At 51.8% G+C, this 18,642-nt stretch carries 14 protein-coding genes; 4 read left to right on the plus strand and 10 right to left on the minus strand.

Going from position 1 to position 18,642, the window contains the following annotated elements; genetic code table 11:
• Nucleotides 1–15 precede the first annotated feature (15 nt).
• From V8F51_RS12525 to iolD, 7 genes are all read right to left on the minus strand, one after another.
• Nucleotides 16–1,029 carry a LacI family DNA-binding transcriptional regulator gene (locus V8F51_RS12525; RefSeq protein ID WP_337100582.1) on the minus strand — a complete coding sequence of 338 codons (1,014 nt, stop codon included), beginning with the start codon at nucleotides 1,027–1,029 and terminating at the stop codon, nucleotides 16–18.
• 188 nt (nucleotides 1,030–1,217) lie between these two features.
• Complete coding sequence (iolB, locus tag V8F51_RS12530; protein WP_337100583.1) at nucleotides 1,218–2,030, minus strand: 5-deoxy-glucuronate isomerase; 813 nt, start codon at nucleotides 2,028–2,030, stop codon at nucleotides 1,218–1,220.
• Nucleotides 2,031–2,039: 9 nt separating this feature from the next.
• Complete coding sequence (gene iolG, locus V8F51_RS12535) at nucleotides 2,040–3,071, minus strand: inositol 2-dehydrogenase (protein WP_337100584.1); 1,032 nt, start codon at nucleotides 3,069–3,071, stop codon at nucleotides 2,040–2,042.
• 39 nt (nucleotides 3,072–3,110) lie between these two features.
• A complete protein-coding gene (locus tag V8F51_RS12540; RefSeq protein ID WP_337100585.1) occupies nucleotides 3,111–4,556 on the minus strand; it encodes a CoA-acylating methylmalonate-semialdehyde dehydrogenase in 1,446 nt (481 codons plus the stop codon).
• Nucleotides 4,557–4,712: 156 nt separating this feature from the next.
• The gene (iolC, locus tag V8F51_RS12545; RefSeq protein WP_337100586.1) at nucleotides 4,713–5,723 is read right to left on the minus strand and encodes a 5-dehydro-2-deoxygluconokinase; all 1,011 of its coding nucleotides are present in this window, start codon (nucleotides 5,721–5,723) and stop codon (nucleotides 4,713–4,715) included.
• Between the two features lies 1 nt (nucleotide 5,724).
• Complete coding sequence (gene iolE / locus V8F51_RS12550) at nucleotides 5,725–6,636, minus strand: myo-inosose-2 dehydratase (protein ID WP_337100587.1); 912 nt, start codon at nucleotides 6,634–6,636, stop codon at nucleotides 5,725–5,727.
• 28 nt (nucleotides 6,637–6,664) lie between these two features.
• Nucleotides 6,665–8,527, minus strand: coding sequence for a 3D-(3,5/4)-trihydroxycyclohexane-1,2-dione acylhydrolase (decyclizing) (gene iolD / locus V8F51_RS12555; RefSeq protein WP_337100588.1), 1,863 nt, complete (start codon nucleotides 8,525–8,527; stop codon nucleotides 6,665–6,667).
• Nucleotides 8,528–8,766: 239 nt separating this feature from the next.
• Here iolD and V8F51_RS12560 point away from each other — a divergent pair, with 239 nt between their 5' ends.
• Both V8F51_RS12560 and V8F51_RS12565 read left to right on the plus strand, forming a co-directional pair.
• Nucleotides 8,767–10,983 carry a glycoside hydrolase family 88/105 protein gene (locus V8F51_RS12560; protein ID WP_337100589.1) on the plus strand — a complete coding sequence of 739 codons (2,217 nt, stop codon included), beginning with the start codon at nucleotides 8,767–8,769 and terminating at the stop codon, nucleotides 10,981–10,983.
• A complete protein-coding gene (locus V8F51_RS12565) occupies nucleotides 10,983–12,638 on the plus strand; it encodes a hypothetical protein (protein ID WP_337100591.1) in 1,656 nt (551 codons plus the stop codon). Before V8F51_RS12560 ends, V8F51_RS12565 begins: the two co-directional genes overlap by 1 nt.
• Nucleotides 12,639–12,673: 35 nt before the next feature.
• On the opposite strand, the gene V8F51_RS12570 is transcribed toward V8F51_RS12565, so the two are convergent.
• A complete protein-coding gene (locus V8F51_RS12570) occupies nucleotides 12,674–13,276 on the minus strand; it encodes a TetR/AcrR family transcriptional regulator (RefSeq protein ID WP_337100592.1) in 603 nt (200 codons plus the stop codon).
• Nucleotides 13,277–13,457: 181 nt separating this feature from the next.
• Between V8F51_RS12570 and V8F51_RS12575 the strand changes: the two genes are divergently transcribed.
• Together V8F51_RS12575 and V8F51_RS12580 are read left to right on the plus strand one after the other, a co-directional pair.
• Nucleotides 13,458–14,195 carry an SDR family NAD(P)-dependent oxidoreductase gene (locus tag V8F51_RS12575; RefSeq protein WP_337100593.1) on the plus strand — a complete coding sequence of 246 codons (738 nt, stop codon included), beginning with the start codon at nucleotides 13,458–13,460 and terminating at the stop codon, nucleotides 14,193–14,195.
• Between the two features lie 335 nt (nucleotides 14,196–14,530).
• Complete coding sequence (locus tag V8F51_RS12580) at nucleotides 14,531–16,633, plus strand: TerD family protein (protein WP_337100595.1); 2,103 nt, start codon at nucleotides 14,531–14,533, stop codon at nucleotides 16,631–16,633.
• Nucleotides 16,634–16,853: 220 nt separating this feature from the next.
• Here V8F51_RS12580 and V8F51_RS12585 read toward each other — a convergent pair whose 3' ends face one another.
• Nucleotides 16,854–17,810, minus strand: a complete 957-nt coding sequence (locus V8F51_RS12585) for a DMT family transporter (protein WP_337100596.1) — start codon at nucleotides 17,808–17,810, stop codon at nucleotides 16,854–16,856.
• Nucleotides 17,811–17,969: 159 nt separating this feature from the next.
• On the minus strand, nucleotides 17,970–18,557 hold the full coding sequence (locus V8F51_RS12590) for a TetR/AcrR family transcriptional regulator (protein ID WP_337100598.1): 588 nt from the start codon (nucleotides 18,555–18,557) through the stop codon (nucleotides 17,970–17,972).
• Nucleotides 18,558–18,642 lie beyond the last annotated feature (85 nt).

Here is an 18,642-nt window from a genome sequence, read left to right on the forward strand (position 1 = left end):
CCGCTCTCTGAATGATTATATGGAGGCGAGGGTTCCGGTAGATTCCCGAATAATCAGTTCCGGCTGCATGACAATACGCTGTTTAATGCTGCTCTCGTCCTCGGTGCCGCCGATGAGCAAACCGAATGCCAGCTTGACCATCTGTTCAACCGGCTGAGCTATCGTCGTCAGCGTTGGATTCGTTACCGTGGACAGGATCGTATCGTCGAAGCCGACGATCGACAGCTGCTCGGGCACGCGAATGCCGGCGTCCTTGGCCGCTTGCAGTGCGCCGATCGCGAGAAGATCATTGCAGCAGAACAGCGCGGTTGGGCGCTTCTCGCCGCTGAGCAACGCGGCTGCTGCACGTTTGCCGTCCTTGATGCTGGACTCGCACATGACGATGTCGTCGTCGCTAACCGAAAGGCCGGCTTCGAATAATCCGAACCGAAAGCCCCGCACCCTCTCCAGGCTGCTCGTTACTTTGAAGTTCTCCGCCAGCACCGCCATGAGGCTGTGGCCGAGGCTGGTTAAATGCTCGGCAGCGAGCACGCCGCCCTTGAAATCGTCGGTCACGACGCTATGAGCCGTCATAGCAGCCGCTTCCCTCGCGATCATGACGATCGGGAATGATTTCTCGGATAGATGCTCTAATATTTCACTGTTCTCCGCGCCCGTACCAATTAAGATGCCGTCTGCGTTTTTTTGCTCCAGCAACCGTATATACTTCTCTACGCGTTCGTCCCGATTGTCCGTGCTGCAGACGATAACGCTGTAGCCTTCGCTATGCGCCAAGTCTTCAACCGATCTTGCAATATCGGAGAAGAACGGGTTAGAGACATCCGGTATAAGCAGTCCGATCGTATACGTTTTTTTGCCCATTAGAGCAGAAGCAATGATGCTTGGCTTATAGTTAAGCCGCTCCATCACCTTAAAGATTTCTTCTTGTTTCTTCTTGCTCACTTTTCCTTTGCCGTTAATCGCATTGGAAATGGTCGCGATGGAGACGCCTGCCTCCTTCGCGACATCATATATGGTGGTCGCTTTCATGGCCAACCTCATTACTATCGAATTAGGGAGAAACTTGAGTTTCAAATATAGGAAAGTATAAGATTCACTCTTATACTCACGCCTATATTTCACCGCGAAACGTTTGCTTTTACCGCCAGAGGACGGCGTCAGCCGTTTACGCTTGCCTTATTCAGTAATTATCCGTGTATTCGGATCATATTGCAACATTAACGCGGATTCACAATCCAATCATGATCAGGATCGTTGCGGAACTTCCATACTCTCGAGGGCCCTGCCATAACGTTCAGGTAATATACCTCATAGCCCGGAGGAGCCGAGACGGGATGATAGCCCTTTGGCACGAGCACGGCCTCGCCGTCCTTGACAGCCAACGTTTCGTCCAGGGAACGGTCGTCTGTATAGACGCGCTGAATCGCAAAGCCTTGTTCCGGCTGCACATGATAATAATAGGTTTCCTCGAGAAGAGACTCATTCGGCAGCGAATCCTCGTCGTGCTTGTGGGGCGGATAGCTGGACCAATGTCCTTGCGGCGTAAGAACCTCTACAACAAGCAGGCTGTCAGCCGGCTGCTGCTGTGGCAATATGTTATGAATATGCCGCAGCGTCGTTCCTTGTCCGCGAAGCTCTACGCCGACGTCGTTAGGCGCAATCAGTCTAGCGCGGTGATTGCCGTGGCCGGGAGCCTTGCAAACCGCCAATTCGAGCTCCGTAAGAGCTGTAACCACAAAGCGGTCATCGTTCGGCACGTAGACGGAATAAGGCGGAATGTGTTCGAAGACGCTCATCCGTTGTCCAATAGCGGTCCATGATTCGTTTGCGGTTGATACATCTGCCTTGCCGCTAAGCAGGACTAGACATACTTCGTCATTCCCGGTCGGTCTGCTGAATGAATCTCCTGCATTTAGGCGGTACACTTCAAAACCGACATGATGCCAACCGGCGGATTGCGGCGTGATCGACAACAAGGGAATATCGCTTGATTGTCCGCTGTAATGCGGTTTGACGATTAATTCGCTCATGCTCTATTCTCACAGCCCCTCTATTGAAGTCTCGAGCTCGGACAGCTTGATCGGCCGGCCTTCGCGCAGCGACAGCTTGGCTGCGCGGGCAATTCGCTCGGCTTGCCAGCCATCCTGTCCATTGACCGGCACTTTCTCTCCGTGCAGCAGGCAGTTAATAAACTGCTCGGTTTCTTCTATATAAGCGGCGCTGTAGCGCTCTAAGAAGAAATGAAGCGGCTTGTCGGATTGCACGCCGCCAGCCGTAGTGAGGACAGCCGTATTCGGATAATCATTTTCGGCCTTCGATGAGCCGAGCGAACCGAAGGCTTCGACGCGTTGGTCGTAACCGTAGGCCGCCTTGCGGCTGCAATCGATAACGCCGAGCGCTCCGCTGACGAACCGCAGCGTGACGATAGCCGTGTCGACATCCTCGTAAGCCGCGAATACCGGATCAATAAGGACGCTGCCTTGCGCGTACACCTCTTCGACCTCGCTGCCCGACAGGAAGCGAGCCATATCGAAATCGTGGATCATCATATCCATGAAGATGCCGCCTGACACTTTGATGTAAGCCTCGGGCGGAGGCTCTGGATCGCGGGAAGTAATCTTGATCAAGTGCGTATCGCCGATCGCGCCTGAACGGACATGCTCGCGCACCCGCTTGAAGTTATGGTCGAATCGACGGTTGAAGCCCACTTGCAGTTGAACGCCTGCCCGGCGAACGGCCTCGATCGCTTCCTCGGTTTGCTGCAAATCCATGCTGACCGGCTTCTCGCAAAAAATATGTTTGCCGCGCTCTGCGGCACTCTTAATGAGCGGAACATGCGTATCCGTCGAGGAGCATATAAATACGGCATCAATGTCCGGATTGTCGAGGATGTCCAAGCTGTCGTTCGTGACAGCCGGAATCCCGCGTTTGGCTGCCCATTCGTTCAGCTCTGGACCCGCGAATAGGTCGCTGATTGCGACGACTCGTGCCTGCGGGTGCCGGATCAGGTTCTCCGCATGGATTTTGCCAATCCGTCCGGCACCGATAATTCCTATGTTAAGCTGCTTCATTTAATTGTCCGACCTCCTCTGTTTATGCTAAAAACGGAGCTACCAACGTGCGGTGACCATTTTTTTGCGCGTGTAGAACTCTACGCCGTCTCCGCCGTTGGCATGAAGATCGCCATAAAACGATTTTTTCCAGCCCGAGAACGGGAAGAAGGCCATTGGAGCGGGCACGCCAAGGTTAATGCCGAGCATGCCGGCGTCGATGGTTTCGCGGAATTGCCGCACGCTCGAGCCGTTGCTGGTGAATAGGCAGGCGCCGTTCGCGAATTCGGAACGATTGGCAATCGCAATCGCTTCATCGAGCGTATCAGCTCTCATAACCGATAGGACAGGAGCGAATATTTCATCTTTCCATATTTTCATCTCGCTGCTCACCTGATCGAAGATGGTTGGTCCGACGAAATAGCCAGAGCCGCTCACGGCCTCATCCTTCCTGCCGTCGCGGATCAGCAAGCCGCCTTCGGTTTCGCCCGATTCAATGTAGCCGAGCGTTCTGTCTTTATGAGCTCCTCGAATGACCGGCCCGAGGAAGATGCCTTCATTCAATCCGTTGCCGATCGTAATCCGGTCAGCGGCGTCAGCAAGTCTAGCGACAAGCTCGTCGCCAACGCTGCCGACCGCTACGACGACCGCGCAAGCCATACATCTCTCGCCGGCTGAGCCGAAGGCCGCATTGACGATCTCTTTGACCGTTAAGTCAAGATCGGCGTCAGGCATGACGATGGAATGGTTTTTGGCGCCGGCCAGCGCTTGCACGCGTTTGCCATGGCTTGTTCCTTTGGTGTACACATACTCCGCCACAGGCTGGGAGCCCACGAAGGATATCGCTTTAATGCGCGGATGCTCAAGCAGTCCATTAACGACGTCATGTGCGCCATGAACGAGATTAAGGACGCCTGCAGGCAGCCCGGCTTCGTGGAAGAGCTCAGCTAAGCGGTTCGCAAGCAGCGGCGTCCGCTCTGACGGTTTGAGCACGAACGTATTGCCGCAAGCGATGGCAAGCGGGAACATCCAGCACGGCACCATCATTGGGAAGTTGAACGGCGTAATTCCGCCAATGATTCCGATTGGGTAACGATACATACCCGATTCCAGGTTCGATGCGATATCCGGCAGCTGCTTGCCCATCATGAGCGATGGCGCTCCAGCGGCGAACTCTACGCATTCGATGCCGCGCAGCACCTCGCCATGCGCTTCGGCGAAGCTTTTGCCGTTCTCCTTCGTAATGAGGCGGGCAAGCTCCTCCCAGTGGTCGACCAGCAGCTGCTGGTATTTGAACAAAATCCGGGCACGACGCGGAACAGGCGTTTTGCTCCAGCTTTCGAAGGCAGTACCGGCAGCTTGGACAGCGGATTCGATATCATCAGCGGTGGATAGCGGAACCTCGGCCAGCACCTCTTCGGTTGCCGGATTGTATACATTGTCGTAGCGGTCCGAGCTTGCTTGCACCCATTGCCCGCCGATCCAGTTTTTTAATTGCGTTGTCATATAGCTCCCTCTTTTCTTACCACATTAGAATGTTTAAGTGCTTTATAGCGATATAGCTTAAAGGAGATCATTCAGATTGGCGATAAAAACTTCCGCTTAAACGCGGTCGCTCATCATTGAAGTACTCCGATAACAGTTTTTCTCATGGATTGCAGACTAACCTGCTACGATTTCCCCGCGATTGCAACGTTCGATATAGTCTTCGACCTGCTCCTTCGTCGGCATCGCATCCGAGCAGCTATGGCTGGAGATGACGATGCAGGCCGCGGCACTGCCGAATGTCATGCTTTGTTTGACCGTTTGTCCGGCCATTAGGCTGCTGATGAAGCCGGCGGCGTAAGAATCTCCCGCCCCGAACGTCTTAATGACCTTCGCCGGGAACGATTCCGCGCGATGCTCCGCTCCGTCCGCCGTGTAGGCGATCGAGCCGTCTTTGCCGTGCTTGATAATAACGATTTTGGCTTGATAGCCAAACCATTTCGAGGCGGTATAACGATCATTATGTTCGGGATTGGCCTCGAACCGTTCCATGCTGTCGAATTCCTCGCGCGTTCCGATGATGATGTCGCATTTCTCGGCTGCCATATTGTAATAGACGGCCGTTTCCTCCTCGGATTTCCATGTATAAGGACGGAAGTCGATATCGAAGATTACGGTAGTGCCGTGCTTCCGTGCATAATCGATGGCGAGCATGACGGCCTCGCGGGAAGGGCTTGAGGAAAGCGCCGTTCCCGATACAAGCAGCGCTTTGCTGTCTGCGATCAGCGACTCGTCTACCTCGAGCGGGGATAGAAGCAGATCGGCTGCGTTGTCGCGATACATAAGAATGCTGCATTCGCTTGGGCTTTTGATTTCCGTAAAAGCAAGTCCGGTCACCGCTCCCGTAACGTCCGTTATGACGTTTTCGGTATGGATGCCTTCCTTCTCCAGATAACCGCGGATGAATCGGCCCATTTGATCGTCGGCTACTTTGCCGATAAAGGCTGTTTTGCTGCCTAGGCGGTTCATGCCGATCGCAATGTTGGCTGGAGAGCCGCCGACGTATTTCGTAAAAGTCATCGTTTGCTCCATCGGCCGGTTAATTTCATTCGCATTCAAGTCGATACAGAGCCGGCCGATAGCGGTGAAGTCAAACCTTCTGCCGGATGGAAAAGTAATATTCGCCATGCTAAGCTTCCTCCTTCGCCTCTGCGATACGGTATAAATAGCGGAGAGCCTTCTCCGCATATTCACGGGCGGGATGCGCCGCCGGGTCTTGCTCGCCTTCAAGAAGCGCCCAGCCCTCATAGTTTCTATCAATCAGCTCGCCGATAATGGGAGCAAAGTCGATGCAGCCATCCCCAGGGACGGTAAATACGCCGCCCCGGATACAGGTTACGAAGTCGGATCCGCTGGCTCTTGCTTGATCCAGACGATCGGGACGGACATCCTTCAGATGCACATAAGCGACACGGTCATAGTGCTTCTGCAGCAGCGAGAGCGGATTGGCTCCCCCGTACAGCGCATGGCCGGAGTCGAACAGAAGGAACACGGCGTCCGGATCGGTAATCGCCATCAGTCGATCAATTTCCTCGGGACTTTCGATGGCCGTTCCGCCATGATGGTGGTACGTCAGCTTCAGCCCATATTCGAGCGCTATGCGCCCTGCCGCGTTAAGCCCCTCTGCCAAGCTGGCCCAGCCTTCCTCATCAAGAGGAATGACTTCGCGTTCATGGGGAGTTCGACGCGGATCGAAGTGCAGCGAGCCGCCGACCTCGCATGTGCTGATGACCTTGCTGCCCATCTGCTGCAAGAAAGCGGCATGGTTTCGGAATGCTTCCAGCTCTTGCTCGCGGTAGGCCGGATCCGAGAACAACACGGACTTCCATTGCGAGACGAGCTGAATATCACGCTTGCTTAATTCTTCTTTTAACTGCAGGGTGTCGGTCGGGAATTTTCTGCCCATCTCCGTGCCGTGCAGCCCTAGTGATTGGATGTCGTCCAAAATTTGCTCATAGGTCGTATGCTCCCCATGCTCCTTCACATCTTCGCCGACCCAGTTGATCGGGTGGACGCCTAGTCGAAACGGAAATTGTTTCATCCGATTGCTCCTCCTCCTAACATAGAAATCAGTAAGGTCTTGCTTCCGTCAGTTTCTTGCTCATCGCTTGATGCGCGGAGGTTACTTTCGCGCTCGCCGATACTTCCGGCACGCCTACGTTCCACCAGGAATCGTAGCCGTCCGTGTTCGTTCCCGCGAGAACATCTATGACGACGACCGTTGTGCGTGTTTCGTTCGCGGCTGCCTTCAGGGCTAGCCGCAGCTCTTCACTGTTAGAAGCTCTATAGGAAGCAGCCCCGAGGCTTCGAGCATGCGCGGCGAAATCGATCGGCAGCGTATCGCCGGAATAATGGCCGGTCGCGGCGTCCCGATAGCGGAATTCGTTGCCGAACCCGTCGCTGCCGTTGCTGCGCTGTAAGTTATGAATACATTGGTATCCATGGTTATCGAACAACAGAACGGTTATTTTGCGACCTTCTTGGAGGCTGGTAATCAGCTCCGAATGGAGCATGAGATAGCTGCCGTCGCCCGTTACGGCGTAGACGGGACGGTCAGGTTCTGCTAAAGCGACTCCGAAAGCTCCGCTTACCTCATATCCCATACAGGAGAAGCCGTATTCCATGTGATAGCCATGCGGCTGTTCCGTCCTCCAAAGGCGATGAAGATCGCCCGGCAGGCTTCCTGCGGCACATACGATGACCGCTTCTGCAGGGAGGGATTCATTAATAATGCCTAACGCTCTCGTCTGCGCGAAGCCGTCTTCGCGCTCAAGGCTGTATAAGCGATCGACTTCCGCATTCCATTCTCTAGTGAGGTCCGTAATCTCGGAAGCTCCATATGAGGCTGCGTACTCTAGATTCGCTAAGCCGCTGGACAGCAGCTCGAGTGTAGCTCTCGCATCACCGTCAAGGGCTGCGCCTCCGAGCTTGGAGCTGTCCATGCGGTTCACATTCAGGTTCAAAAAGGCTGCATCCGGATGGAAGGCCCATTTGGACGAGGTCGTAAAGTCGGAGTAGCGTGTGCCGATACCGATAATGAGATCGGCTTCTTTGGCCAGTCTGTTCGCGGCTAATGCTCCGGTAACCCCTATGGCGCCGACATAAAGCGGATGCTGCCAATGGAGCGAGCCTTTGCCGGCTTGCGTCTCGGCTACCGGAATGCCGAATTTCTCGGCAAAGTTGGTCAGAATAGCCGTAGCTTCTGCATATTTGACGCCTCCCCCGGCGATAATAAGCGGTCGCCGTTTGGAGGCGATTAAGTCTATAGCCCGCTGAAGAGCGGATACGGAAGGCTGCTTCCGTTCGATGTAATGGACTTGCTTCTCGAAGAAAGCGGCCGGATAGTCGTAAGCTTCCGCTTGCACATCCTGCGGCAGCGCCAGCGTGACAGTCCCTGTCTCCGCAGGGTCAGTCAGCACGCGCATCGCATTTGTGACTGAACTCATGAGCTGCTCAGGCCTTACGATGCGGTCCCAGAACTTGCTGACCGGCTTGAAGCAATCGGTTGCCGATATGGTGTAATCATGTTCGGCTTCCAGTTGCTGAAGAACCGGATCCGGCTGACGGGAAGCGAAGTTGTCGCCCGGCAGCAGCAGAAGCGGGATACGATTGACGGTTGCCGTCCCGGCGGCCGTTACCATGTTCAGAGCACCGGGGCCGATTGAGGTCGTGCAGGCATAGATTTGGCGGCGATTATTTTGCTTGGCGTAAGCGGTTGCAGCATGAGCCATGCCTTGCTCGTTCTTTCCTTGGATGAAGGAAAGGCTTCCTGCGCTTCTCTCCAGCGCCTCGCCAATGCCGGTTACGTTCCCATGTCCGAATATCCCCATCACGCCGGTAACGAACTTCGTTTCCTCGCCATCAAAAGAGACATACTGCTGATCAAGAAACTTCAGTAAGGCTTGAGCCATCGTTAAACGAATTGTACCCATCGTTAATCGTTATCCCCCTCGCGTGAAAGTTAAGCGCTTTTCCTTCAGCTACTTTCAATTGGTATTAGCTATATAAAATAAAAATGTGTTTAAAAAGGTAAAGCGCTTAATCCGATATTACCTACATCGAGGATTAAAATCAATCCCTATTTTTGTGAACCGTCAATACGGATATTGAAAACATGTCAGCAATCGAATAGAATATGGGTAAAGCGCTTAACTTATTAGGGGGAGTCAGAATGGGTATCTATGTAGAGCAACGCGATAGCTCGCGTTATTGGTTCGGCAATGACGATCATCGTATATTGGAATTGCTTGCAGGACGATATATAGGGGCGAACCCGCCGTTGCCATTTGCATGGCGTGCATTCTCCAAAGCAGGTATATTGCAAAATGCCGAAGGATTATATGAGCTTGATTTTTCCAATAGATTAACGAGTGCCGAGGAAGGCGATTATGCTTATGCCTATGCTCTGGTATGGAGTGATGATGAGCGTTCCATTGACAGTGTGATGCAGGCGCTTGGCCCGGTGAAGTTATATGTGAATGAAACGCTGCAATATCGCTCGACCGTCGTGGACGAGTTGAACCCTAATTCGCGCGCTATCATTCCGCTTAGCTTCGAGAAAGGCTGGAACAGCTTGTTGATCGAGGCAAGGAAGACCGCTTCAGGCTTTGGCTGCCGTTTCGGCGCAGACGAAGCGAAGGTCCGCATTTTGCAAGTTTTGACACCGTTTACAAGCCGGGAAGGCAGTGCGGGATGGGTATATTCAGAGCCTGCGTCTACGCCTCTATTCGGCGATCGCACAGGTCAATTTCCAGAATGGCGGAAGGATGAGACGGCGAGCGGACTGGAGTGGTTTCCGCGGACACAGTGGAATGAAGAAGAGCTTCGGCTTTCGCCGCTGGAGAGGCTGTTCGGGAAGCCGAAGCGGCAAGCGGCGGGTTATGGATGGAGTTCTGTATCCGTACCGTTATCCGCACGTCTGCTTGAGCTGTCTGGCAGAGCCTCTGGTCCGACGCAAATTTGGGTGGATGACGTGGTTGCCGGCGTGCTCGATGATGCAGGCTCCTATCAATTCCATGTATCGGTCACGCCCGGCACGAAGCAAATCGTCGTTAAGACCGTTAATTCCAGTGCAGGATGGAGTTTCGAACTGCATGCATCGGCTAACGGTACAAGTCTTACGCTCCAGCAGCCCGTTCAAGTCCACGGAAATCCAGGACCTTGGCTGCTTGCAGGACCGGTGCCAGCTGAGCCCAACCTAGAACCGGCGCAGGTGCGGTCGTTAGCAACAACGTTGGAGGGCATCGATGGACAAGTGTACTGGTCGATTGACGCTCCGGATGCGCGCGTTCGACCTTATTATGAGAATGCGATGCTCAGCAACAAATGGACAACCGGCACGGCGACTAACTTCGGAAGATGGGATTATCCGCTTGGCGTGACGATGTACGGTCTGCTTCAGACCGCCAGCGAATTGCAGCGCGCCGATATATCGTCGTATGCCATTCGTCATATTGAAGCTTGCACCGAAATGTATGACTATTCCATGTGGGATTTTGCAGAGTACGGTTTTCCGGCAATCAACCATCAGCTTGTGCTTATGAAAATGTTAGACAATTGCGGCTCGTTCGGCTCTGCTATGCTGGAGGCTGATCTGTACCAAGGCCGCGCTCCCGTTCGCAAAATCGCCGATCGGATTGCAGATTTCATGTTGGCGAAGCTGGAACGCCGCGAGGACGGCGCCTTCTATCGGCTGTGCGAGGGCGAATACTCCGCCGATACGATGTGGGCAGACGATCTCTATATGAGCGGACCGTTTCTGACGAGGTATGCTTTGGCCTCGGGCGATGCTACGGCGCTGAACGAATCGGCCAAACAGTTTTTGCTATATAAACGATACTTGTTTATGGAGGATGCAGGCGTCATGTCGCATGTATTCGATTTTAAATACGGCAAGCCTACCCGCGTGCCGTGGGGCCGGGGCAACGGCTGGGTATTGTTCTCTCTAACCGAGCTGCTGGAGCGGCTGCCGGGCGATCATCCGGATCGGGAAGCGCTGCTTGCCATGTTCCGCGAGCATTGCGCTGGCGTAGCTAAGCTGCAAGCTGTATCAGGATTATGGCGTCAGGTTCTTAATCAGCCCGATGCATATGAGGAGGCGTCATGCACGGCGATGTTCGTTTACGCCTTCGCCCGCGGTCTTCGGTTCGGTTGGCTTGACGCGAATGGTCCTTATGCCGAGGCGGCTCTGAAGGGATGGCAGGGACTGACGGAGCATGCGATCGATCGCAAGGGCAATGTACACGGCGTATGCAGCGGCTCGCGTTACGCCTTCTCGCCTATATATTACATGGAGGATTTGCGAACGGTATTGAATGATAATCATGGCATCGGCATTATGATGCTTGCAGGTGTGGAGATGATGCGGCTGAAGAAAGGGCTAGCCTAATGAAGCCGATGTCGGAGGAGCAACGGTTTTTGTTGGCGCAGTCTATGTCGATGATGGATGCCATCTATGATGATCAGGCTGCAATGCTTTGGAACGAGGAGGATGGCGATAGCGAAAGCCACTCCACCCGTGCAAGCGCCCATTATGCTGTCGGGTTGCTGATGCGAGGCGGTCTCGGCTATAGGGAGCGGGCTTGCGCGGTTCTGCATAGAGTCATGGATATGCAATTCGACGATCCGGAAGAGATTTATTACGGTACATTCCGTACATCGCCAGAGGCGATCGTGCCGCCCAAAGGGCATTTTCCATGGAAATCGTTTGGTCCAGGTTTCTCGTATTATTTGACCAACACCCTGGAGCGTATCGCCGACAAGTTATCAGGCGAACTGGCTGCGGTTGCGGGACGGGATCAGGTGCAATCGGCTTTCGAGTCGGCAATGGACAGCGTCCTACCACCTGTGTGGGCAAGCTACGATCCGAACTGGAGAGAGTTTATTGCTTGCGCCTTCGCCATCATTTTAGAACATTTCGAGAGTCAGCTTCCGGAAGATCTCGTGTCCCGAATGGACCGGGCTATGGAGCGTGCGGTAATTGGCTCGGTTGAGAGACGGCTGTCCGATGCTATTCCGATGAATACGAATATTGAGCTGATGCATCTGTTTATATGCGATTATTTCGGACACCGTCTTAACCGTGCAGAGTGGATCGCCCATGCGGATAACTTCGCTGAGCAATTCCGCCAGTCCTTCTCCGAGTTCGGCACGTTCGCCGAATTTAACTCCAGTACGTATTACGGGGTCGACCTTACCGTGCTTGGTTTACTACGCAATTATGGCCGATCCAGCGAAGTGCGCCGAATGGGCAGCGAAGCGGAGAGCGGATTATGGGATAATATCGGATTGTTCTACCATGCCGGGCTTGAGAACCTTTGCGGACCTTTCTCAAGGGGCTACGAAATGGAGATGACGGCACATAGCTCGCTCGGCGTATTTCTCTATCTGGCTTTAGGAGAGAGCTGCAAGCACTTAACCGGGGTGAATTGCGAGACAAGCCATGATCCGTTAATTGCGCTGGCCGGCGTTAACGTTCCTTCACATATTGTGCCGGCTCTGCGGAGCTTTAGCGGAGAGAGGCTGGTGCGCAAGCAATACCGCGAGCTGTGCGAACGGGATAATCCGCAAGCGAACAGTCATTTATGCACCGCAACCGCTTGGCTTGGGGAGCATCTCATGATCGGAGCGATGTCGGGAAGCCGGAATACGAGCGGACAGCTTCATCCTGCCACGATGCATTGGCAATCGGAAGACGGTGAGCGGTATTCCTTGCGTATGGTCCGCAGGGAGCATGGGGGCCACTGGAGCAAGCATATGCGGGGGATTGTAACGAATGCGGAGGCGGAGAAGGACAAATTGTCCATTCAAGTCGAATTTGCAACAGATAAACCGATTGAAATGGTGTTTGAAATTAGCGGAACGGCACCAATCGCAGCGGAGATTACGGAGGGCCGTTGGCGGCTTCCGGGACTGACTTTCCACGTCGCAGCCGAGGCTCCGCCGCCTATTGTCGCCGCTGCCGGGGAGCGGCTGGAAATCATTTATACGTACCGTCCGGCTTCTGAGAATGAACAGATGCGGTTTGTGCTTGAGAAGATTTGAGTGGATTTCATCCAATCAAATAGTATATGAGCAACCTATTGCCCGACATATTTAATCGAGTGCATATGGGTTTTGGTTAATTCAATCACTTCATGGATAAACTCCTCTTGGGAGGATCTGAAATCGGAATTGATCCAATTCAGAATAAGTCCATAGAAGCCGTAAGCCGTGTAATGTTTGAAATAGTCCATGTTAACGGGCATATTGTTGATCGTCTCGAATACAAACTGCTCCTTGTAAATCTTGAGTATCGTTTGCGGGAAAGCCGTATGCAGTCTTGGCAACGTATCGACCATTTGGACAAGCTCGAAAAAATCCCGATGCTCGAAAATATAAGTAACGATATTAAAAGACGGTAGGTTTAGCTTGGATGTATATACCTTCTGGCCGTGAACGTAGGGTTTGCCAACGGCCTCTTCCAATCCTTGAAGCATGGAAGTGAGCAATTGCTCAGCGAGTTCAACTTTATCTTGGTAATGAACATAGAAGGTGCTGCGATTATAAGAGGCGGCATCTACGATGTCCTTTACGGATATAGAATGGTAGCCTTTTTCCTTGATCAGTTTAATGAGAGCCGATTTGAAATGCTCTTGGGTTCTAATCCGCCGCTGTGTTGTCACCGTTTGTTCGTTATTCATGTATAGCCCTCCTTCGCAAAAAAAGACATTCTCGCATGAAGTGTCCACTAGGTGGACATTTCATCATTTGTTGCTGATTGTTAATTGTGAACAGAATAGTACAATTAAGTTGTAAACAAAATATCGCTAAGTGAACGTATCCATTAGCGCTATTAAAAATATTGTACTGGAGGAATCAACGATGGGCAAACTGCAAAACAAAGTAGCTGTTATTACTGGTGGAGCATCGGGGATCGGCGCAGCTACTGCGCGTTTATTCGTATCGGAAGGAGCCAAAGTGGTTCTTGTCGATTTAAATGAAGAAAAGGGCAAGGCTGTCGAGAGCGAGCTTAGAGCACTGAATGCCGAAGCGCTATTCGTTAAAGCGAATATTACGAGCGAAGAAGAGGTTGCGGGCATCTTCAAACAAACCGTTGAAGCTTTCGGCAAAGTCGATGTTGTATTCAACAATGCGGGAATCGGCCGCGTTCATCCTTCGCATGAGCTGGAATTCTCCGAGTGGCGCAACACGGTTAATGTCGACTTGGATGGCGTCTTCTTGGTGGCGCGAGAGTCGATCCGCGAAATGCTGAAAACAGGCGGAGGCGCAATCGTAAATACCGCATCCATGTACGGATGGGTAGGCTCACCCGGTTCAGCGGCATACAATGCAGCCAAAGGCGGCGTAGTAAACTTGACTCGTTCACTGGGGCTTGAATATGCGGAACGCAATATTCGCGTTAACGCATTGTGTCCAGGATTCATTGACACTCCGATTATTCCGGAAGAAAGCAAGCAGGCTTTGTCTGCTATGACTCCGATGAAACGTCTCGGACAAGCGGATGAAATGGCGAAAGCCGTATTATTTATGGCTTGTGACGATTCCTCGTTCATGACGGGCAATAGCTTAATCGTTGACGGCGGTTATACCGCTCAATAATTGGCGAAGTATCCATATAGCTCGTAGTAAAGACCATCCGCTATCGGATGGTCTTTTTTGTTCATTATTCCCAATGTCGTAATACTTTCGCCCTGTTTGCACGTCGTCATGTGTGGGAAGATGAGGACATCAAAGGTTCGACGTCACGGACCTTGGGCCTTTGATCTTCAGGCTATTGCGATCCTTCCTTCTAGTCCCTTTAACCGATCTAGGGTCGCAGCTCTCCTGAAGCAGTCTTAACACGAGAGGAGGCGTCCAGGCTATCGCATTCCTTCCTTCTACTGAATGTTCTTTTGTAAGAAAATTAGGGATGCGGCTTTCCTGGACACTTTTTTATGATGATGAATGCCATTTATTTACGAAGAGCGAACAAAGTAATTATCGATCATGGGAATGGAACGAGTAAGCTTTCACAGGCTTTTTTGGCAACCGCCATGAAAAATGTGGAGCAGTTAGGATTCACGTTCTCCCACCAACTGATTCTTGCCTTACGTTCGTTATCTATTGAGCAATTCGCAGCATTTTATGAGCGGTTAGTCGCCGATTTGAGAATGCTGATAGGCGCACATGTACAATACGATCCGATGTATCCCGCATTCCCGTTGCAGGTGATGGAGGAGACGGATGCCGAGCTTTATTTGAACGCGATTTATCATTATTTGACTTTGGATTTGCCGCAGTATGACCCCGAGGAAAGACCTCCGCTGCTCGATCAGGTCAACCTGAAGGCTATTGAACGGGGAAGCCAAGAGGAATTCTACGCCTTAATCCGCCAGCTGATTCTAGCCAAAGTATCGATCTCCAAAACGGATCAAGAGGATATAGACGCAGCTATTGAACTCGCGGATCCAGATGATCTCGATACGATTCTTCCATCGGAGATTCCTTTCAAGGAGAATGTAGGGTTCGTGGTTTCTTCATTATTGAAGCATGACAAAGCCAATGTGAAGCTGATTAGCCGTTACTTTAAAACCGCAACCGATGTCCTTCGTCTGGCCGTGGCGTGGTCGGATGGCGATACTAGCTTGGCTGGAGCAACGCGTTTTCGCAAATTCAAGCGGTCTGAGAGACGGCTGCTTCTTGGATTGCTGGAACAGTGCCATCCTATTACCGAGGATATGCTGAGGTATAAGGAGCGTTGGATTCGTTTAGGCGAAATTTTGCATCCGTCGGAATATAAGCATCGTTTTGCGCGTTGTGAGGAAGCTTTTGATATATTGCGCAATAACAAACCGTTTATGACTTTCAATGGGAGCGTTGAACTGGCGTTCCAATATCGGAATGTGTGGACATTAATCGATCTATTAGTGCAGCGCCCCGGCGAGTTTGCCAGAAGGTTGGATCATTTGCTGCGGTCAACCGAACATGCAGAGTATGTCGTACTGGCATTTGGCGAGGTTGTGAATCAAGTATCCACGCCTGTTCTGCTGCAAGTGAAAAATCACTTTTCCCGTCGTCATGTGTCTCAGGAGCTGCGTGTTTTCTTCCCGAAAGGAAATGTAGCCAAGGCGTTTGCTGCTCCCGATACACTCCCGAGGATCGATGCATCGGTATGCCAAGACATTGTGCAAGTATGCGAGCAGGCGCTTATCGGGCGATTTTCCGCTCTTCCTCCTCTTGGAAAGGTCTTTGTGGATGAGCGGTTGAAAAGCTATCATGTGCCGTTCTCCCAGCGGTCTGCAAGCAAAGCGCTGCATACGATTGTACGGGGAAGCCGTGTGCCGATGACGGAAGGCGACACCATCCGTTTCTTTAACTGGTGGAAAGAAGGGGTCGTGGATAGCGTGCCTACGGGACGCGTTGATATCGACTTGTCGGCTGTCATGTACGATCATAACTGGGAGTACCTCGAGCATATTTCCTATACGAACCTGCGATCGGCCAAATATCAAGCCGTCCACAGCGGAGATATCGTATCGGCTCCTAACGGAGCATGCGAGTTTATTGATCTGCATCTTCCTTCCATCGTTGGTTATGGCGGACGTTATATCGTGGCGACTCTCCATTCCTTCACGAGCCAGCCATATTGCAATTTGCCGGAATGCTTCGTGGGCTGGATGATGCGTAAGAAACCCGGCTCTGGCGAAATATTCGAGCCTTCGACTGTCGCCAACAAAATCGATGTCACCGCCGATACACAGATTGCTATTCCCGTTATCCTCGATCTGGTGGAGCGGACGATTATATGGACCGATCTATCTCTGACGAGGTCCCCTGACTATTACAACAATGTAGAAGGAAACCAAGGCGGAATGGTTTTGATGGGCAAAGCGATGACAGCTTTACGGAAGCCTGATCTATACGATTTATTTAAGCTCCATGCAGTTGCAAGAGGGGAGTCCGTAGATGTGGCAGAACAGGCGGATACGGTATTTTCGTTGGAAAAAGGGGTTACACCATACGATATCGAGCTCATTATGGCAGAATATTTGGTTTGAGCGGGATTGATGGATTGTATGTTTTCCATCCAAAGTTACTTGATTACGCAACAAAGGTTATTAGGTTGGACGATTTACACTCAAAATAGAGATAATGATCGAAGACCTCGAATTCCGCTGCAAAGCGAAAGTTGAGGTCTTTTTCTCGAAAGGATGTGATTATAAGTAGAGTTTAGAAAACTTCATATAGACTACTTAGACAGCACATTTTAGATTACTGTTATGCAGCCGTAGTCTTTATCTTTGTGGTGCCGCGCTGCCGAGCCGGGAGATTTGTACCAATTACACCGACGATAATAAGCAACGAACCGACAAGGTGATACCAAGCGATCGTTTCCCCGAGAACCAGGGCGCCGGCAGCGATAGACACAATGGTGGACAGATTGAGGAAAACGCCCATCTTCGAGGCTTCGATGCGGGATAAAATATAGCTTCCCATCAGCGCGGTGGCTAGCTGGACTGAGCCTAGAAAGAGAATCAGCCCGATAAAAGTTAGGCTTGTTAGCGGTGCGAACAGGCTGCCAAGCGTCCCGTTTGTACCATGCACGGTGAATGAAATCACGAGCGCAGCGGCAAATCCGACGCTTACCATGAAATAGCTAATTTCCACGGGGGTAAAATGTTTGGTGACGGAACGTGCCAACACGCTGTATCCGGCAAAAACCGTACATGACAGAAGCAATAGGACGATGCCTTTCAGGTTGGAAAAATCGAAGCTGCTCCCCTTCATCATGAAAATAAATACAATGCCGAAAACCGATAGCAGCGTAGACAGCTTTTGCAGCAAGGACGTTGCTTCTTTCAAAAAAGCGCTGGCGAGTACCAACGTAACTACCGGCGAAAACGCACTGATGATTCCGCCTTCTACGGAAGTGGCATGCTGCAGCCCAAACGTCTGCAAGGTGAAAAATCCAATCGGGTACATCGTTGCGAGCAGAAGCAGCTTATATATGGGCTTGCCTCGGTAATTCAGCTTAAGCAGGCCGAACGCTGTCGGAATGGACAAAATAATGAACGCCGCGGCAAAGCGGAAGGTAAGCGTATCGAACGGGCTGGCGTAGTTGAGCGACAGTTTGACGAACAGGAACGATGCCCCGATAACAATGGCGTTGATAACGGCCAGCATATAGGCAAGCTTTACTCCTTTGGAGCTTTTGGACGAAGCGCCGTTACTCATGACTCAGCACCTCCTGTGAACGTTTTTTTGTTAGTTCCAACTTCTTCATCTCACTCATCCCTCTTCTAAGAATCAATTCCATGCGTCTTTTCGCCGTTTTTCTAGTTAAATTAGGAAATTGTCTGTCAGTGCTTACTGACATCTATCTTGCAAAAATAGCTAGGGGGTCAAACCCCTAGCAAATAGGCTCACACTTTCAAGCATGAAAGGCTCTAGCTCGATGTTCGGATAATTCTTGCCGGCATTTAGATCATTCATGAAGGCGCCATATTGAGACATCATGAACGTAAAGGCCTGCATTCTCGGATTGGTTCGAATCATCTTGCCTCGCTCGCCCATCGTGACAAAATAAGTCGTTAGAAACTCAAGCAGCTGTAGCGGGTGCTGCTGCGTCCGTTCCTTGAATCCGGGCAATCTGGACTCATCCTTCGTGCTGATCTCGATAAGCTTGCGATTGCGGTTCATGATCGTATGGTACGTCTTGCTGATCGTAAGCAGGTCTTCCTCCAGCTCCCACACCAGCTTCTCTTCGAAAAGCTTCCGCATCTCTTCGGTGTAATGATACCGGTCGAAGGCCGACTCAAGGAGATTCTGCTTGCTCTGAAAATGGCGGAACAACGTCTTCTCGCTCAGCCCTGCGGCTGTGGCGATTTCCTGCGTCGTTACACCATTGTAGCCCTTCTCGGAGATCAGATTGATCGCAGCCAATAAGAGTCTGTCGCTGCTCCCCAGCTTGCTGTTATTCATATGCCCCGTACCTTTCAAAAAAGTAAATGTCAGTGACTACTGACATCATCGTATACCAGTCATATCCACCTGTCAAGGGGCATCG

The sequence above is a fragment of the Paenibacillus sp. YIM B09110 genome, assembly GCF_037167145.1.
Lineage (GTDB): Bacteria > Bacillota > Bacilli > Paenibacillales > Paenibacillaceae > Pristimantibacillus.

Excerpts from the sequence above, each read along its gene's own strand:
- V8F51_RS12525 (WP_337100582.1), bottom strand. The coding sequence starts at position 1,029 with ATGAAAGCGACCACCATATATGATGTCGCGAAGGAGGCAGGCGTCTCC.
- iolB (WP_337100583.1), bottom strand. The coding sequence starts at position 2,030 with ATGAGCGAATTAATCGTCAAACCGCATTACAGCGGACAATCAAGCGAT.
- iolG (WP_337100584.1), bottom strand. The coding sequence starts at position 3,071 with ATGAAGCAGCTTAACATAGGAATTATCGGTGCCGGACGGATTGGCAAA.
- V8F51_RS12540 (WP_337100585.1), bottom strand. The coding sequence starts at position 4,556 with ATGACAACGCAATTAAAAAACTGGATCGGCGGGCAATGGGTGCAAGCA.
- iolC (WP_337100586.1), bottom strand. The coding sequence starts at position 5,723 with ATGGCGAATATTACTTTTCCATCCGGCAGAAGGTTTGACTTCACCGCT.
- iolE (WP_337100587.1), bottom strand. The coding sequence starts at position 6,636 with ATGAAACAATTTCCGTTTCGACTAGGCGTCCACCCGATCAACTGGGTC.
- iolD (WP_337100588.1), bottom strand. The coding sequence starts at position 8,527 with ATGGGTACAATTCGTTTAACGATGGCTCAAGCCTTACTGAAGTTTCTT.
- V8F51_RS12560 (WP_337100589.1), top strand. The coding sequence starts at position 8,767 with ATGGGTATCTATGTAGAGCAACGCGATAGCTCGCGTTATTGGTTCGGC.
- V8F51_RS12565 (WP_337100591.1), top strand. The coding sequence starts at position 10,983 with ATGAAGCCGATGTCGGAGGAGCAACGGTTTTTGTTGGCGCAGTCTATG.
- V8F51_RS12570 (WP_337100592.1), bottom strand. The coding sequence starts at position 13,276 with ATGAATAACGAACAAACGGTGACAACACAGCGGCGGATTAGAACCCAA.
- V8F51_RS12575 (WP_337100593.1), top strand. The coding sequence starts at position 13,458 with ATGGGCAAACTGCAAAACAAAGTAGCTGTTATTACTGGTGGAGCATCG.
- V8F51_RS12580 (WP_337100595.1), top strand. The coding sequence starts at position 14,531 with ATGATGATGAATGCCATTTATTTACGAAGAGCGAACAAAGTAATTATC.
- V8F51_RS12585 (WP_337100596.1), bottom strand. The coding sequence starts at position 17,810 with ATGAGTAACGGCGCTTCGTCCAAAAGCTCCAAAGGAGTAAAGCTTGCC.
- V8F51_RS12590 (WP_337100598.1), bottom strand. The coding sequence starts at position 18,557 with ATGAATAACAGCAAGCTGGGGAGCAGCGACAGACTCTTATTGGCTGCG.